Source organism: Amycolatopsis sp. SID8362, assembly GCF_010550475.1.
Classification (GTDB): Bacteria; Actinomycetota; Actinomycetes; order Mycobacteriales; family Pseudonocardiaceae; genus Amycolatopsis; species Amycolatopsis eburnea.
Window position 1 is genome coordinate 1 of sequence record NZ_JAAGNB010000186.1, and the last position, 15,714, is coordinate 15,714.

The following is a 15,714-nucleotide window of genomic DNA, read 5'->3' on the forward strand; positions in this document are numbered from 1 at the left end:
CAAGGCCGGGTACCGGGGCGGTGCCGCCCTGCCCGGCGACGCCGACATCAACCCCAACGCGGCCTGCCAGATCACCCCGGCCGAGCTCGCGAGCCAGTTCAACGTCAAGCCCGGCGACAACGCCGACGACACCGCCGGGATCCAGGCCGCCATCGACACGATCAAGACGGCCTGCTCCCCCACGGCGAACTACACGAAGCTCAGCCTGATCACCTTCCCCGCCGGGCAGTTCGACGTCACGCGCGAGCTGCACGTCGACGCCGACTACCTGATCCTGCGCGGCGCCGGCAAGGACGCGACGAAGTTCGCCTACCGCCCCGACGCCAACACCCGCTACGACACGCTCACGCCCGACGGCTCCGACTGGGACGAAGACGGCATGACGTCGGGGGCGGGCAAGGGCGGCTGGCTGTGGCCGGGACGCGGGCTGTTCCGCGTGCAGTCCCGCGGCGTCGATCCCGCCTACAGCAGCGATTATTCGGCCGCTCCGGCCAACCGCAAGGACATCTTCGAAGGCACCGTCAACGTGCACTGGAAGTCCGGGGTGAAGCTGCGCGCCAAGCCCGGCGGCAACGGGTTCGCCGCGCGCACCGGTGACCGCGTCGTGTACCTCGCCTCCAGCGGCTCGCTCGCGAAGCTGACCGTCGGCGGCTACGTCAACGTCCGCGCGGCCAACACCACGAAGTTCTACCAGCAGCAGCACGCCACCGGCACGGAGTTCCCGCTGCTGAACATGCACATGCGCCAGCAGATCTTCCAGGTCGCCGCGCTCGACACCGGGAACCGGACGATCACACTCGACAAGCCGCTCGAGTACGACGTCCCCGTCACGTCCACTTCGGACGGTTCGGCGCCGATCGACGGCGCGACCTACGACTCGAAGGTCGCGCCGCTGGTGGATCCCGTGCTCGGCGTCGGGTTCGAGAACTTCGGCTTCACCCAGCCGATGCCCGGCCTGGATCCGGCGGCCGCCGACGACAACTACGGCAACATGGCCCCGGACGCGGAAATGCACGGAATCGTGTTCAAGTGGGCGGTCAACGCCTGGGTGCGCGGCGTGCGCACGGACATGACCGGCTCGCACCCGATCGTCACCGAAGAGGCCAAGAACCTCTCCATCGTGAACAACGAGCTGAACGGCGCCTGGAACAAGGGCAAGGGCGGCAACGGCTACTTCCGCGGCTCCCGCGTCTGGGACTCGGTCTACGCCGGCAACACCTCGACCCGGTTGCGGCACTTCACGTTCCAGTGGTCGGCGGCCGGCAACGTCGTCATCGGCAACTCCTTCGACTCCGACCTCAACCTCCACGGCGGCTGGGAGCGCAACAACCTGTTCGAGCTCAACACCGTCCGCGTGTCCTACGCCCACCGCTCCGGCAGCTGCACCGCCAACTGCGGCGAGGAAGGCGGCGGTGGCCCCGACGCGTCGACGTGGTTCCCGATCTGGTGGGGCGCCGGGCAGAAGGCGGTCAAGTGGTCCGGCTCTTCGGGCTACCGCAACGTCTTCTTCGGCAACGACATGACCAAGCAGGTCACCGCCGGCGCCCCCTACACCGCCTTCTACCCGGACCGCCACCGCGTCTACCAGTTCGGCTGGGACGGTTCGGCGTTCCACCACCTCGACGTCGCCGGCACGCCGATCACCGACTGGGCGGCGAACGAGCAGCGCGACTACACCGGCGGCCACGGCGTCGACGCGACGAAGACCGACGCGGCGGAGTCGCTGTTCCTCAAGTCGGCCTGAGCTGAGGCGGGCAGCGGCCGCGCCGGCGGCCGCTGCTCACTCGCCGTACAGCGCGAGCCGCTGGAAGGCCGCGAGCGCGGCGTCGATCGGGTGTGGCTGCGGGCGGCCCGCGGCGTCGAGGGTGTTCCACCGCTGCAGGTTCACCGCGAGGGCCAGCTGCCGCCCGCCGTCGGCGCGGGTCATGGCCAGCGCGCCGCCGCCCCAGACCGTGCCGCCGTGCCCCCAGAAGACAGGCTGTCCCGGCGTTTCCGTCGGGTGCAGGCCGACCCCGTACGGGATCACCTTGCCCTCCTGGGAAATCACCGGCACCGTGCGCTGCATCTCGGCCAGCGAAGCCCGGCTGACGATCTCACCGGCCAGCAGCCGCGCGTAGAAGTGGTTGAGGTCCGCGACCGTCGAGATCAGCGACGCCGACGGCCCGACCCACGACATGTCGTAGACGCTGTAGTCGCGCGGCGGGTCGATCATGCCGAACCAGCACTCGTAGAGCCGCGAATGCGGACCGTCGACCTCCGTGCCGCACGGGAGTTCGGTGTCCCGGAGCCCGGCGCGCTCGATGACGTCCCGCGTGATCACCTTCTCCGCCGCGATGCCGGTCACGCGCTCCAGGAGCTCGCACAGCAGCAGGTAGTTCGTGTTCGAGTACAGCCCGGGAGTGCTGCCCGGCGCACTGGCGGGCGGCGCGGCGACACCCAGCTTGATCAGTTCGACGGGGTCGAACCGCGTGAACCGGTGGTCGTCGATGCTCTGCGGCGAGGTGTTCGCCAGGTCGGGGAACGCGCGCAGCGACGGGTAGGCGTACGGCAGGTATTCGGCGAGCCCGCTGGTGTGGTTCACCAGCATCCGGACGGTGATCGCGTCCCCCGGCACGAGGTCCGGCAGGTACTCGCGCACCGGCCGGTCGAGGTCGAGGCGGCCGGTTTCGACCTGGAGCAGCACGGCGGCGGCGGTGAAGGTCTTGGTGACGCTGCCGACGCGGTGCCGCATCCCGGCGGTGACCGGCCGCCCGGTCTCGACGTCGGCGACCCCGGCGGCGCCGCGCCAGACGTGGCCGCCGTCGCGGACTTCGGCGAACAAGCCGGGCACGCCGGCGCGGTGGACGTCTTCGAGAGCCGCGTCGAGTGCGGCGGAGTTCTGCATGATTCCTCCCAGGGTCGATGTGTCCTCATTATGCACGCGGTGCGTGCAACAGCAAGCGCATAGGCTATGCTGACGAGGTCGAAAGGGGCGAAATGGCGGGCCGCAGGCGTTGGACGACCGAAGAAATCCTGGACACGGCGGCGGAGCTGCTGCGCACGAGCGACGCGGAGTCGTTCAGCGTGCGCAAGCTCGCCGCGGCGCTCGGGACCGACTCCTCGAGCCTCTACCGGCACTTCCGCACCAAGACGGAACTGCTGCGCGCGCTCGCCGACCGCATCCTGGTGTCCGCCGTGGACGGCTACCGGCCCGAAGGCGACTGGAAGCAGCGCCTCACCGCGCTGGCCCTGCGCCTGCGGGAGGCCTTCGGCACGCAGCCGCAGATCGCGGCGATCTGGGGCCGCTACGCCTCGGGCGGCCACGGGTCCCGGCTGGTCATGGAGCAGGTGCTGGCGGCGTTGCGCGAGGCGGGCCTGCCCGACGAGGAGATCCCGGCGCGCTACCACCGGCTCGCGATCCTCATCGCCGCGCTGATCTCGGCCGAAGCCGGCGTCACCACGATCACGCCCGAGGAGCGTGAGCAGGGCCTGGAACTGTTCCGCGTCGCGGTGCTGGGCGCCGACCCCGAGCGTTTTCCCGCGCTGGCCCACTTCGCCCGCGACGTCCGCCCCCTCGGCGCGGACCGCGGCGCCGCGTTCGAAGAGCTCATCGCGGCCCAGCTCGCCGACATCGAGGCCGCGATTCCCCGCTGAGCCACCGCATGGCCGTATACACCCGGCCCCGTGGTTGGTTAACCTCCGCCGGTGAGGTTCCTCAGTGCCGTGCTCACCGTGCTGTCGGCCGTCGGCTTCGTGGTCGTCCTTTCCCCTCCGGCCTCGGCTTCGACCGCGACGTGGACCGGACCACTGAGCACCCGCGGGCGCTACATCGTCGACGCCAACGGCGACCGGTTCAAGCTGAAAGCCGCCAACTGGCACGGCGCGAGCGGGACGTGGACCGGGTCGGGCGACACGAACGACCCCGCCAACCACCACGCCGGCGAAATCGCCTACCAGACGGCGCTCGGGCTCGACCGCGCGTCGATCGACACGGTCATCGACGGGCTGGCGGAGCTGGGCCTCAACAGCGTGCGGCTGCCGTTCTCCAACGCGATGATCCACGCCACCACCGCGGTCCCCGACCTGCCCGCCAACCCCGGGCTCCACGGCCTGACCCCGCTGCAGGTGTACGACCGCGTCGTCGAGCGGCTCACCGCGCGCGGGTTCGCCGTCATCCTCAACAACCACACCACGACGTCGCGCTGGTGCTGCGGGCTCGACGGCAACGAACGCTGGAACACCGCGCAGAGCGAGCAGCAGTGGCAGGACGACTGGCTGTTCATGGCCCGCCGCTACGCCGCGAACAAGCGCGTGGTCGGCGCCGACCTGTACAACGAGGTCCGCCGCAACACCTTCGACGACCCGAACTGGGGCTGGGGCAACGGCACCGACTGGCAGCGAGCCAGCCAGCAGGTGGCCGACCGGATCCTCACCGAGGCCAACCGGGACCTGCTGATCATCGTCGAGGGCATCAACTGGACCGGCCTGCCGATCGACGGCTTCGCCCACGGCCGCCCCACGCTGGAGCCCGCGCGCACCCTGTCGCACACGCTCGTCGACTCCGGGAAACTCGTTTATTCGGCGCACTTCTACGGCTACACCGGTCCGAACCACTCGGGCGCCACCGGCGTCGGCGAGACGCACGACCCGCGCTACCGCGACCTCACACCCCAGCAGCTGCGCGACACCCTGTACCGGCAGGCGTTCTTCGTCGAGGCGGAGACCGGAAAGCACTACACGGCGCCGCTGTGGATCAGCGAGTTCGGCGAAGGCCGCGGCACGACCGACGCCGCTTCCCGCGCCTGGTTCGAGAACTTCGTGGACTACCTCGCCGAAACCGACACCGACTTCGCCTACTGGCCCGCGGTCGGCTTCCACACGAACGGCTCCGGCGACGGCTGGTCCCTGCTGGCCTGGGACGCGGCGGGCCGCCGCATCGACGTCCTCGACGGCACCGACTGGCGCGGCCCGGCCTGGCAGCGGCTGGTGAACGCGCCCTCGCGCACCGGCCAGATCGCGCCCGCCGAGCACTGGTCGATGCTCAACCTCGACTACGCCGACTTCCAGGCGTCGCGCACGATGCGGGCGAAGCCGGACTGGGACCCGGGCGCGCGCAAGGGCACCTGCCCGGACGGCCAGCGCCTGACCGGCCTCGCGCACACGGGCAACCGCGGCCTCTGCACCGGCACGCTCCCTGCCCCGACGGCGTACACGGTAGTCCGCGACGAGTCCTATGTGGACACCGACTGGGCGTCCGGCTACACCAAGGCCCAGTGCCCAGCCGATTACGCGGTCGTCGGCTACAGCGTCAAGGGCGCGGCGGTCTCCGCGGTCCTGTGCGGCCGCTCCCCCACTCCGCTCGGCCACACGGGCCGAACAGTCTGGTTCGACCGCGGCGACAACCGCCCGTCCGGCGACCTGGGCGGCGACTTCGCGTCGGGCAATTACAAGGGGCAGTGCAACCCCGGCGAGTACGTCGCCGGGGTGGCGTACACCGGCCGGATCGGCTCGAGCCGGACGCCGGACGCGCTGCTCTGCCGCTCCTAGACCACCGTGAAGCTCGACGACAACGTCGCCGACGCGCCCGCAGCCACGAGGACGGCATCACGGTGGCCGTCCCGGACGGCGAGTACGGCGAGGAGTGAGCGTTCGTGCTCGAGGTCGGCGCCCGCTCCCCGCCGTACTGCTCCGGACGGGAGGTCAGGACGTGCGGCCCGGCCCCCGGGCGGTCAGCAGGCCCAGCGCGATCATGCCGGCGCCCAGGCCCAGGTGCAGCCAGTTGTCCGCGGTGTTGACCGGCACGAAGTTCGCGTCACTGCCGTGGTCGATGACGAGACCGTAGAGCCAGAGCACCAGGTAGACGGCACCGCCGGCGATCAGGAACAGCCGGGCGCCGCGCGGGGTGCGGGCCGAAGCGAGACCGGCGACGCCGAACAGCAGGTGGACGATGTTGTGCAGGACCGAAACCATGAACAGGCCCAGGAGCATCGCCATCGAATGATGACCGGCGAAGCCGAGCCGGTCGTAGCCGGTCGTGACGCCCGGGACGAAGCCGAGTACGCCGACCAGCAGGAACACGACGGCGACGAGGGCGGCGGCGACCTGCACGGGCGTCCTCGATCGGGTGGGTGTAGCGGAGGACATGGCGTTTCCTTTCCGCGGTCCGCGCCGGGGCCGGCGCTGAACCGGGCGCGTACCCGCGCGTCCGGGGGCTAAGCACAGACGGAATCGTGTGTAACCGCGGCCGCGCGCGGGTACGCGCGCGATGACCGCTGTTCCGCCGGCCTCAGGTGGCGAGTTCGCATGACCGAAACCGTGAGCCGCACGACCCCGATCTCCCACCGTCCGGTGCGGCGGGGCCTGCGCGGTGCCACCCTGCTCAAGACGATCCGCACGACCGACCACAAGACGATCGGCGTGCTGTACCTCTCGACGTCGTTCGGGTTCTTCCTGATCGGCGGCCTGACGGCGCTGCTGATGCGCGGCGAGCTGGCGCGCCCTGGCCTGCAGTTCCTCTCACCCGAGCAGTACAACCAGCTGTTCACCATGCACGGCACGATCATGCTGCTGCTCTACGCGACGCCGAACTTGTTCGGGTTCGCGAACTTCGTCCTGCCGCTGCAGATCGGCTCGCCGGACGTCGCGTTCCCGCGGCTCAACGCGTTCTCCTACTGGCTGTACCTCTTCGGCGGCCTGATCGTCCTCTCCGGCTACGTCACCCCCGGCGGCCCGCCCGACTTCGGCTGGACGGCGTACACGCCGCTGTCGAACGCGATCCACTCCCCCGGCGTCGGCGGCGACCTGTGGATCACCGGGCTGATCATCGCCGGGCTCGGCACGATCCTCGGCGCGGTCAACATGATCACGACCGTGGTGTGCCTGCGCTGCCCGGGGATGCTCATGTGGCGGATGCCGATCTTCACCTGGAACATCCTGTTCACCGCGATCCTCATCCTGCTGGCGTTCCCGATCCTGACCGCGGCGCTGTTCGGGTTGCTGGCCGACCGGCACCTCGGCGCGCACGTGTTCGACCCGGAGAACGGCGGCGTGGTCCTCTGGCAGCACCTGTTCTGGTTCTTCGGCCACCCCGAGGTGTACGTGGTCGCGCTGCCGTACTTCGGGATCGTCACCGAGATCATCCCGGTGTTCAGCCGGAAACCGCTGTTCGGCTACAAGCTCATGGTGTTCGCGACGATCGGCATCACGGCGCTGTCGGCCGCGGTCTGGGCGCACCACATGTTCGCCACCGGCGCCGTGCTGCTGCCGTTCTTCTCGATCATGACGTTCCTCATCGCGGTGCCGACCGGGATCAAGTTCTTCAACTGGATCGGCACGATGTGGAAGGGACAGCTGACGTTCGAGTCGCCGATGCTGTGGTCGGTCGGCTTCCTCGTCACGTTCCTGCTCGGCGGGCTGACCGGGGTCATCCTCGCCGCCCCGCCGCTGGACTTCCACATCCACGACACGTACTTCGTCGTCGCCCACTTCCACTACGTGCTCTTCGGCACGATCGTCTTCGCGACCTTCGCCGGCATCTACTTCTGGTTCCCGAAGATCACCGGCCGGATGCTGGACGAGCCGCTGGCAAAGTGGCACTTCTGGACGACGTTCATCGGCTTCCACACGACGTTCCTCATCCAGCACTGGCTGGGCGACGCGGGCATGCCGCGCCGCTACGCCGACTACCTGTCCTCGGACGGGTTCACCTGGATGCACATGGTGTCCACGATCGGGGCGTTCGTGCTCGGGCTTTCGGTGCTGCCGTTCATCTGGAACGTCGTCAAGAGCTACCGCTACGGCGAACCGGTCGACGTCGACGACCCGTGGGGCTACGGCAACTCGCTCGAATGGGCGACCACCAGCCCACCGCCCCGGCACAACTTCGTCGACCTGCCCCGGATCCGTTCCGAGCGCCCGGCGTTCGAGCTGCACCACCCGCACATGGTCGAGCGGATGCGCGCGGAAGGCCACGTCACCAAGGACAAGACGGCATCGGCTGGATGACGTTCCGCGAGCTGGACGGCTTCGCCCAGCCAAATCAGCGGAGATCCGCGCTCACCCCGGCCCATTGGTCAGCGAAAGGTTGAACGTGTACCGCGAAGCCCGGTACACGTGCCACCCGTACTCGACCACCCGCCCGGTCTCGTCGTAAGTCGTCCGCTGCATCGTCAGCAGCGCCGCCCCCGGCTCCTCGCGCAGCAGCTCCGCGTCCTCCTCGGTCGCCGTCCGCGCGCCGATGTTCTGCTCGGCGGCGTGCAGCCGGACCCCCGCCGAACGCAGCAGCTGGTAGAGGCCGCGTTCGCGCAGTTCGTCGTCGGTCGGGTCGAGGACGCCGTCGGGCAGGTAGTTGTTCATCAGGGCGAGCGGTTCGCCGTCGGTGGACCGGATCCGCGTCAGGCGCCGCACGTGGGCCAGGCCGGGCGCCTCCAGCAGCTCGGCCACCTCCGCGTCGGCGCCCTCGACGCGGTTCGCCAGCACCGCCGTCTCGGGCTTGCCGCCCAGCCCGGCGAGGTCGTCGAACAGGCTGCTCAGCCGCAGCGGGCGGGCGACCTTGGTGCGGACGACCTGCGTGCCGACCCCGCGCCGCCGGACGAGCAGGCCCTGGTTGACCAGCGTCTGGATCGCCTGGCGGACGGTCGGGCGCGAGAGCCGCAGGTTCGCGGCGAGGTCGACTTCGTTGCCCAGCCGGGCCCCCGCCGGCAGCCTGCCGTCCGCGATCGCGGCGTGCAGCTGCCGCGAGACCTGGAAGTACAGCGGCTCGGGGCTGCCCGGGTCCACGACGATCTCCCGCCCGGGATCCCAGGAGCCGAAGGTGACGTCCGGCTTGCTCATCCCCGGATGCTACCGCCCCGGCCGTCCACGTAGGGATGACGTGTTGTCCATATGTCTTGACAAAGTCCCGAGGCGCTGGAATCGTCGATCGCGGAAGGACCCAGGGAGGGGGAGCACAACCGTGACCGACATGCTGCGGCGGATCGTCGCCCAACGCGTGCACAACCCGGAAGCGATCGCCGAGGCGGCCGCAAACCGGGTGCGGGCCGCGTCGCCGTTCAACGACAAGGGCCGCACGATGATCATCGCCGCGGACCACCCCGCCCGGGGCGCGAACGCGGTGGGCGGAAATCCGACGGCGATGGCGGACCGCGGCGAACTCCTGGAACGGTTGTGCCTCGCACTGGAGCGCCCCGGCGTCACCGGCGTGCTGGCGACCGCGGACGTCCTCGACGACCTGCTGCTGCTCGGCGTTCTGGACGGCAAGACGGTGCTCGGCTCGATGAACCGCACCGGGCTGGCCGGCTCGAGCTTCGAGATCGACGATCGCTTTGCCTGCTACGACGCCGAAGCGATCGAGCGGATGCGCTTCGACGGCGGCAAGACGCTGACCCGGATCTGCCTCGACGACCCCGCCACGCCCAGCGTCCTGGAAAACACCGCGAAAGCCGTCAACGACCTGGCCGACCGCAAGCTGATCGCGATGGTCGAGCCGTTCCTGTCGGTCTGGGCCGATGGGCGCCTCAAGAACGACCTCTCCCCCGACGCCGTGATCAGGTCCATCACCATCGCCGCCGGGCTCGGCCGCTCGTCGGCCTACACCTGGCTCAAGCTGCCGGTGGTGGACGAGATGGAGCGCGTGCTGGCGTCCTCGACGCTGCCCGCCGTCCTGCTCGGCGGCGAGGTCAAGGACGCCGACGCGGCCTTCGCGGCGTGGCAACGGGCCCTCGCGCTCCCGACCGTGCAGGGCCTCGTGGTCGGGCGCTCGCTGCTCTACCCGCACGACGGCGACGTCGCCAAGGCCGTCGACACCGCGGTCGGACTGCTGTGAAACCTGGAGGAGCAAGCGTGCACACCATCGAACACTGGATCAACGGCACCGCCACGTCCGCGGGCTCCACCCGCACGGCACCCGTTTTCGACCCGGCCACCGGGAAGCAGCAGGCCGAAGTCCGGCTCGCCGAAGCGTCCGATGTGGACACCGCGGTCGCCGCCGCGAGCAAGGCCTTCGAGGCGTGGGGCGAGTCGTCGCTGTCCCAGCGCACCAAGGTGATGTTCGCCTTCCGCGAGCTGCTGGTGCGGCACGAGGACGAGCTGGCGCGGATCATCTCCAGCGAGCACGGCAAGGTGATCGAGGACGCCCGCGGCGAGGTCGTCCGCGGCCGGGAAATCGTCGAGTACGCCTGCGGCATCGCCGACGCGCTCAAGGGCAGCTTCTCCGACCAGGTCTCCCGCGACGTCGACGTGCACGACTTCCGGCAGCCGCTCGGGGTGGTCGCCGGGATCACGCCGTTCAACTTCCCGATCATGGTGCCGCTGTGGATGCACCCGATCGCGATCGCCACCGGCAACACGTTCGTCCTCAAGCCGAGCGAGCGCGACCCGTCCGCGTCGAACTTCGTCGCGCGGCTGTACGCCGAAGCCGGCCTGCCGGACGGCGTGTTCAACGTCGTGCACGGCGACAAGACCGCGGTCGACGCGATCCTCGACCACCCCGGCATCGCGGCGGTGTCGTTCGTCGGCTCGACGCCGATCGCGAAGTACGTGCACGAGCGCGGCACCGCGGCCGGCAAGCGCGTCCAGGCACTGGGTGGCGCGAAGAACCACGCGGTGGTCCTGCCCGACGCCGACCTGGACTACGCGGCCGACCACCTCACCGCGGCGGCGTTCGGCTCGGCCGGCCAGCGCTGCATGGCGATCTCGGTCGGTGTGGCCGTCGGCGCGGCCGGCGACAAGCTCGTCGAGATCCTCGAGCGCAAGGCGAACGAGGTCAAGGTCGGCCCGGGCAGCGACCCGGCGAGCGACATGGGCCCAGTCGTCACCGAGGCCGCCCGCGAGCGGGTCGTGAACTCCGTCGCGCGGGGCGCCGAGCAGGGCGCGACGGTGGTGGTCGACGGCCGCGGTCTGCGGGTCGAAGGCCACGACGAGGGCTTCTTCGTCGGACCGTCCCTATTGGACAGGGTGACCACGGAGATGGACGCCTACCGCGACGAGATCTTCGGCCCGGTCCTGGCGATCGTCCGCACCGAGACGGTCGACGAGGCGATCGCGGTCATCAACGCCAACCCGTACGGCAACGGCACCGCGATCTTCACCGGCAGCGGCGAGGCCGCCCGCAAGTTCCAGCGCGAGGTCAAGGTCGGCATGATCGGCGTCAACGTCCCGATCCCGGTCCCGATGTCGTACTACTCCTTCGGCGGCTGGAAGGACTCCCTCATCGGCGACAGCCCCATCCACGGCCCGGCAGGCGTCCGCTTCTACACCCGCGCCAAGGTCGTCACCACCCGCTGGCCCCGGACGGAGGCAGGGTTCAACTTCCCTACGTCGACCTGACTCCCGTCAGCGGGCCAGCAGCCCGTGCGCCACGACGTCGGTGGCCGTGCGCAGCAGCCCGCGCAGCTCTTCCGGAGAGCGGCGCAGGCTGTCCGGGCGCCAGCCGAGACTGATCACGCCGTTCCACGACGCCCACAGCACCGTCGCGACCTCATCGGGGTCGACCGTCCGGAGCTCCCCCGCCGCCACGCCGCGGCGGAGCGCGTCCACCAAGCGGCCGTTCTGCTCGGCGACCGACCGGACCAGCCGCTCGGCCAGCTCCTTGCCCGCCGCGTACTGCCCGGGGTCGCCCGGGAAGGCCAGCATCCGGAAGTACTCCGGGTACGCCACGAAGAACTCGAGGTACTCGTCGGCAGCCGCGTAGAGCTGCTCGACCGGCGTGCGATCTTGCCGGTACGCACGGTCCATGTAGCGGCGGTCGACGTCCAGCGCCCGTTCGACGACGGCCGCGTGCAGCCCGGCCTTCGAGCCGAAGTGGTTGTAGATCGACCCGACCGCGACGCCGGCGCAGCCGGCGATCTCCTCCACCGTCACGTCCGCGGCGGCGCGGCCGGTGAAGACCTCCTCCGCCGCGCGCAGGAGCGCGTCGATCGTCCGTTGCTTCCGCGGGTCCATGCCGGCCTTTCTTGCATCCGTTACAAGAACGCTGTTACCGTACCCGCGGACTTCTTGCAATGGTTGCAACAAAGGGGGTGCCGGCATGCCTGACTGGCCCTGCCTGCACAAACAGGCCGTCCACGCCTTCGCGGCCGGCTGGGCCGCACCCGGCCCGCACGCCTGGGACGATCTGCTCGCCGACGACGTCGAGCTCAACCAGCCGATGCTGGCCCCGGCACGAGGCCGCGCGCACTGGCAGGCCGAAGCCGGCCGCCTCGTCGCCTTCCTGCCCGACCTCCGCGGCGACGTCCTGGACTGGGCAGGCCGGGAGGACACGCTGTTCATCACCTGGCAGGCGAGCGCCACCCTCGCCGGCAAACCACTGACCTTCCGCGCGGTCGACCAGCTGTGGCTCGACGAGCGCGGCAAGGTCCTGCGCCGCGACGCCTTCTTCGACTCCGCACCGCTGGCCCGGCAAGTCCTCAGCCGTCCGGCCACCTGGCCGCGCTGGTGGCGCTCCGGCGTCGGCCCGCTGCTCGGCCGCCGCCGGTTCCTGCGATGACCCGGGAGGCCTCCTGGCGCGACCCCCGGCTCGGCGAACCCCGGGAACTGCGGCTGCCCGCCGGTGTCCTGCGCTACCACGACGCCGGCGCCGGGCCGGTGCCCGTCTTCGCACACGGCTACCTGGTCAACGCCAGCCTCTGGCGCAAGCTGGTTCCGTTGCTGGCGAAGGACTTCCGCTGCCTCACCCCGGATCTCCCGCTGGGCTCGCACGTCGTTCCGATGAACCGGGACGCGGACCTCTCCCCGCCCGGGATCGCCGGGCTCATCGCCGGCTTCCTCGACGCACTCGACCTCACCGGCGTCACCTTGATCGGCAACGACTCGGGCGGCGCCTACAGCCAACTGGTCGCTGCCCACCACCCGGACCGGCTCGGGCGACTGGTGCTCGCGACGTGCGAAACGCCGGACTCGACGTGGCCGCCGACGCCGGGCGGCTTCGGCCTGCTGAAGGCGACCGCCCGGACGCGGGCGACCTACCGCGCCCTCTACCAGGTGCTGCGCGTTCCCCGGACCTGGCGCTGGCGCACCACCTACGGCTGGCTCGCCAAGCACCCGATCGACACGGCGGCGATGCACAGCTACGTCCGACCGGTCCTCACCCGCCGCGAAATCCGCTTCGACGGCCGCAAGGCCATCGGGAGTGTGTCGGCGCGGTACAGCCGGGCGGCGGCCGAGCGGCTCGTCCGGGACTTCCGCCGACCCACACTGCTCGCCTGGGCCGAGGAAGACCACGTCTTCCCGCTCGCCCCGGCCCGCGACTACGCCCGCCACCTGGGCGCCGACCTGCGGACCATCGGCGACTCCTACACCTACCTCCCGGAAGACCAGCCGGAACGCACCGCGGAGGTCCTACGTGCCTGGCTCACCAGGCAACCGGAACACCCATCTCCGGTTTCCGGTACGGTGGACCCCATGGGGTACCGAGGCCCGCTCCCGAAGAACGCCGTCGCCCGCTTCAACACCTGCGTGGGCACCCTCCGGACATCACCGCGCTGGGGACGGCTGGTCCGCCGCCACCTGACCCAGGTGACCTACACCGGCCGCCGCTCCGGCCGCACCTTCACCACCCCCGTCGGCTACCGGCGCACGGGCGACGTCGTCACGATCGGCGTCCGCCTCCCGGACGCGAAGTCGTGGTGGCGCAACTTCACCGGCGACGGCGCGCCGTTGTCGCTGGAACTCGACGACACCGAGCGCACCGGCCACGCCGTCGCCCGCCGCGACGAAAAGGGCCGGGTCACGGTTACCGTCCGGCTGGCCGAACCCGCCTAGCGGGCCATCCCGTGCCACAGCAGGTCGGCCAGGCCCGCCGCCTCGCCCCGCCAGTCGCCGCCCGGGTCGAGCAGCAGCAGGCCGGCCAGGCCGCGCAGCACCACCACCGGGTCGAGGCCGGGCCGCACCGTTCCCGCCGCCTCGTTCGCTTCGAGCAGCGCCGCCATCGCGCCGATCATGGACTCGTACGCGCTCGCGGGCAGCTCGCCGCGCGAGGCCGTCGCGCGGCGCAGGGCGTCAGCGAGTCCCTTCTTCGTCATCATGTAGTGCGCCAGGTGGTCGGTGACCCACACCCGGAACGCCTCGGCCGGCCCGTGCTTGTCCAGCAGCACCGGCACGATGTCCACGATGTGCCGCACCTCGCGCTGGTAAACCGCGAGGATCAGCGACTCCGGCGTCGGGAAGTGCCGGTACACCGTGCCGACGCCGACTTCGGCCTGCTTGGCGATCGCGTTGAACGAGACTTCGCCCGTCCGGGCCAGCGACTCCCCGGCGGCGACGAGGATGCGCTCGTGGTTGCGCCGGGTGTCCGCGCGCCGGGGGCTGACCGAGCCCGTCGTCATCGTCCCTCCCGTTCCTCGTTCCCCATCGGATGTCCGTCCGAATCTAACCCAGACCTGGAGCAACTCCAGCGCGCCGGGTTCGTTGCGAAGCGGATTGTAATCCGCTAGCCTCGCCAACGGGTGAAGCGGATGACTATCCGCTCCCTTGATCGCCGCCACCACCACCGCCCGCACCGGGCGAGCTGCGGAAAGAGACCAGTGGACATCTCACTCGAAGTCAACGGCAGTACCGAACACCTCACCGTCGATCCCGGCGTGACGCTCCTGGACGCGCTGCGCGAGCGCCTCGAGGTCACCGGCCCCAAGAAGGGCTGCGACCGCGGTCAGTGCGGCGCCTGCACGGTGCACGTCGGCGGGCGGCCCGTGCTGTCGTGCCTGATCCTCGCGGCCACCGTCAAGGAGCCGGTCACCACCGTCGAAGGACTGTCCACAGCGGACGAGCTGCACCCGGTGCAGCAGGCGTTCGTGGACCAGGACGCGCTGCAGTGCGGGTTCTGCACCGCCGGGCAGATCATGTCCGCGGTCGCCGCCGTCGAGCAGGGCGTCGAGGACGTACGCGAGTTCATGTCCGGCAACCTCTGCCGGTGCGCCGCCTACCCGAACATCGTCAAGGCCGTCGAGCAGGCGAGGAGCGCCGATGCGTCCCTTTGAGCTGACCGCGCCCACCACCGTCGAAGCGGCGCTCGCGACCCCCGGCACCTTCCTCGCCGGCGGCACGACGCTCGTCGACCTCATGAAGCTCGACGTCCTCACGCCCGAGCACGTCCTCGACATCAACCAGGTCCCGCTGCGCGGCATCGACACGAGCGACGGCCTGCGCTTCGGCGCGCTGGAGCGGATGAGCGCCATCGCCGCGCACCCGCAGGTGTACCCGGCGATCTCGCGGGCCCTGCTGCTCAGCGCGTCCCAGCAGCTGCGGAACATGGCCAGCATCGGCGGGAACCTGTTGCAGCGCACGCGCTGCTCGTACTTCCGCGACGTCGCCTCGCCGTGCAACAAGCGCGTGCCCGGCAGCGGCTGCCCCGCGCTCACCAACGCGAACCGGATGCACGCGATCCTCGGCACCAGCGACTCGTGCGCCGCGACGCACGCCAGCGACGTCGCGGTCGCCCTGGTCGCGCTCGACGCCCGCGTGAAGCTGGCCGACGCCGAAGGCACGCGCGAAGTCGCCCTGCGCGACTTCTACCAGCTGCCCGGCGACACCCCGGCGCTGGAGAACGACCTGCGGCCGGGTGAGCTGATCACCGAGGTGGTCGTGCCCCGCCTGGACTGGGCGGCGAACTCCACCTACGTCAAGGTGCGCGACCGGCAGTCCTACGAATTCGCGCTGTGCTCGGCGGCCGTCGCACTGGACGTCCGGGACGGCGTCGTCGCCGACGCGCGCGTCGCGGCCGGCGGCGTGGGGACCGTGCCG

At 70.7% G+C, this 15,714-nt stretch carries 15 protein-coding genes and 1 pseudogene; 11 read left to right on the forward strand and 5 right to left on the reverse strand.

The features are described from left to right. The coding region (locus tag G3I65_RS06765) for a hypothetical protein (RefSeq protein ID WP_160695318.1) at positions 1 to 1,744 on the forward strand (1,744 nt) is incomplete at its 5' end. 36 nt (positions 1,745 to 1,780) lie between these two features. Here G3I65_RS06765 and G3I65_RS06770 read toward each other — a convergent pair. Further along, a complete protein-coding gene (locus G3I65_RS06770) occupies positions 1,781 to 2,884 on the reverse strand; it encodes a serine hydrolase (RefSeq protein WP_160695319.1) in 1,104 nt (367 codons plus the stop codon). A gap of 92 nt (positions 2,885 to 2,976) precedes the next feature. Between G3I65_RS06770 and G3I65_RS06775 the strand changes: the two genes are divergently transcribed. Together G3I65_RS06775 and G3I65_RS06780 are read left to right on the forward strand one after the other, a co-directional pair. Then, positions 2,977 to 3,633 carry a TetR/AcrR family transcriptional regulator gene (locus G3I65_RS06775; RefSeq protein ID WP_160695320.1) on the forward strand — a complete coding sequence of 219 codons (657 nt, stop codon included), beginning with the start codon at positions 2,977 to 2,979 and terminating at the stop codon, positions 3,631 to 3,633. A 51-nt stretch (positions 3,634 to 3,684) separates the two neighbouring features. Continuing rightward, positions 3,685 to 5,526, forward strand: a complete 1,842-nt coding sequence (locus tag G3I65_RS06780; protein WP_160695321.1) for a cellulase family glycosylhydrolase — start codon at positions 3,685 to 3,687, stop codon at positions 5,524 to 5,526. Between the two features lie 153 nt (positions 5,527 to 5,679). Here G3I65_RS06780 and G3I65_RS06785 read toward each other — a convergent pair whose 3' ends face one another. After that, positions 5,680 to 6,123, reverse strand: a complete 444-nt coding sequence (locus G3I65_RS06785; protein ID WP_160695322.1) for a DUF4383 domain-containing protein — start codon at positions 6,121 to 6,123, stop codon at positions 5,680 to 5,682. A gap of 159 nt (positions 6,124 to 6,282) precedes the next feature. Here G3I65_RS06785 and ctaD point away from each other — a divergent pair, with 159 nt between their 5' ends. Continuing rightward, positions 6,283 to 7,983: a cytochrome c oxidase subunit I gene (gene ctaD, locus G3I65_RS06790; RefSeq protein ID WP_160695323.1), complete on the forward strand. Its 1,701-nt coding sequence runs from the start codon at positions 6,283 to 6,285 to the stop codon at positions 7,981 to 7,983. Between the two features lie 51 nt (positions 7,984 to 8,034). On the opposite strand, the gene G3I65_RS06795 is transcribed toward ctaD, so the two are convergent. Beyond that, positions 8,035 to 8,811 carry a GntR family transcriptional regulator gene (locus G3I65_RS06795; protein ID WP_160695324.1) on the reverse strand — a complete coding sequence of 259 codons (777 nt, stop codon included), beginning with the start codon at positions 8,809 to 8,811 and terminating at the stop codon, positions 8,035 to 8,037. A 121-nt stretch (positions 8,812 to 8,932) separates the two neighbouring features. Between G3I65_RS06795 and G3I65_RS06800 the strand changes: the two genes are divergently transcribed. Together G3I65_RS06800 and G3I65_RS06805 are read left to right on the forward strand one after the other, a co-directional pair. Further along, positions 8,933 to 9,802, forward strand: coding sequence for an aldolase (locus G3I65_RS06800; RefSeq protein WP_160695325.1), 870 nt, complete (start codon positions 8,933 to 8,935; stop codon positions 9,800 to 9,802). A gap of 17 nt (positions 9,803 to 9,819) precedes the next feature. Beyond that, positions 9,820 to 11,304, forward strand: a complete 1,485-nt coding sequence (locus tag G3I65_RS06805; RefSeq protein ID WP_160695326.1) for a CoA-acylating methylmalonate-semialdehyde dehydrogenase — start codon at positions 9,820 to 9,822, stop codon at positions 11,302 to 11,304. Between the two features lie 6 nt (positions 11,305 to 11,310). Here the strand turns inward: G3I65_RS06805 and G3I65_RS06810 are convergent, their stop codons facing one another. Continuing rightward, the gene (locus tag G3I65_RS06810) at positions 11,311 to 11,919 is read right to left on the reverse strand and encodes a TetR/AcrR family transcriptional regulator (RefSeq protein WP_160695327.1); all 609 of its coding nucleotides are present in this window, start codon (positions 11,917 to 11,919) and stop codon (positions 11,311 to 11,313) included. 85 nt (positions 11,920 to 12,004) lie between these two features. Between G3I65_RS06810 and G3I65_RS06815 the strand changes: the two genes are divergently transcribed. From G3I65_RS06815 to G3I65_RS06825, 3 genes and pseudogenes are all read left to right on the forward strand, one after another. Continuing rightward, a complete protein-coding gene (locus G3I65_RS06815) occupies positions 12,005 to 12,463 on the forward strand; it encodes a nuclear transport factor 2 family protein (RefSeq protein WP_160695328.1) in 459 nt (152 codons plus the stop codon). Next, positions 12,460 to 13,257 (forward strand): annotated as a pseudogene (locus tag G3I65_RS59025) (alpha/beta fold hydrolase); the annotation flags it as partial. The gene G3I65_RS06815 and the pseudogene G3I65_RS59025, both read left to right, overlap by 4 nt. Before the next feature lie 120 nt (positions 13,258 to 13,377). Continuing rightward, entirely contained in the window at positions 13,378 to 13,737 is a 360-nt protein-coding gene (locus G3I65_RS06825) for a hypothetical protein (protein ID WP_160695332.1), read from the forward strand. On the opposite strand, the gene G3I65_RS06830 is transcribed toward G3I65_RS06825, so the two are convergent. After that, positions 13,734 to 14,300, reverse strand: coding sequence for a TetR/AcrR family transcriptional regulator (locus tag G3I65_RS06830; RefSeq protein WP_160695329.1), 567 nt, complete (start codon positions 14,298 to 14,300; stop codon positions 13,734 to 13,736). The two genes, G3I65_RS06825 and G3I65_RS06830, sit on opposite strands and share 4 nt — an antisense overlap. Before the next feature lie 198 nt (positions 14,301 to 14,498). Here G3I65_RS06830 and G3I65_RS06835 point away from each other — a divergent pair, with 198 nt between their 5' ends. Both G3I65_RS06835 and G3I65_RS06840 read left to right on the forward strand, forming a co-directional pair. Beyond that, positions 14,499 to 14,951 (forward strand): (2Fe-2S)-binding protein, encoded by a 453-nt coding sequence (locus G3I65_RS06835; protein WP_160695330.1) that lies wholly within the window; start codon positions 14,499 to 14,501, stop codon positions 14,949 to 14,951. After that, positions 14,938 to 15,714, forward strand: a 777-nt coding sequence (locus tag G3I65_RS06840; RefSeq protein WP_160695331.1) for a xanthine dehydrogenase family protein subunit M, incomplete at its 3' end; no start/stop codon positions are given. The genes G3I65_RS06835 and G3I65_RS06840, both read left to right, overlap by 14 nt.

What these genes read in the sequence shown, in the direction of transcription:
- G3I65_RS06770 (WP_160695319.1), bottom strand. Translation starts at nt 2,884, where the DNA reads ATGCAGAACTCCGCCGCACTCGACGCGGCTCTCGAAGACGTCCACCGC.
- G3I65_RS06775 (WP_160695320.1), top strand. Translation starts at nt 2,977, where the DNA reads ATGGCGGGCCGCAGGCGTTGGACGACCGAAGAAATCCTGGACACGGCG.
- G3I65_RS06785 (WP_160695322.1), bottom strand. Translation starts at nt 6,123, where the DNA reads ATGTCCTCCGCTACACCCACCCGATCGAGGACGCCCGTGCAGGTCGCC.
- ctaD (WP_160695323.1), top strand. Translation starts at nt 6,283, where the DNA reads ATGACCGAAACCGTGAGCCGCACGACCCCGATCTCCCACCGTCCGGTG.
- G3I65_RS06795 (WP_160695324.1), bottom strand. Translation starts at nt 8,811, where the DNA reads ATGAGCAAGCCGGACGTCACCTTCGGCTCCTGGGATCCCGGGCGGGAG.
- G3I65_RS06810 (WP_160695327.1), bottom strand. Translation starts at nt 11,919, where the DNA reads ATGGACCCGCGGAAGCAACGGACGATCGACGCGCTCCTGCGCGCGGCG.
- G3I65_RS06815 (WP_160695328.1), top strand. Translation starts at nt 12,005, where the DNA reads ATGCCTGACTGGCCCTGCCTGCACAAACAGGCCGTCCACGCCTTCGCG.
- G3I65_RS06825 (WP_160695332.1), top strand. Translation starts at nt 13,378, where the DNA reads ATGGGGTACCGAGGCCCGCTCCCGAAGAACGCCGTCGCCCGCTTCAAC.
- G3I65_RS06830 (WP_160695329.1), bottom strand. Translation starts at nt 14,300, where the DNA reads ATGACGACGGGCTCGGTCAGCCCCCGGCGCGCGGACACCCGGCGCAAC.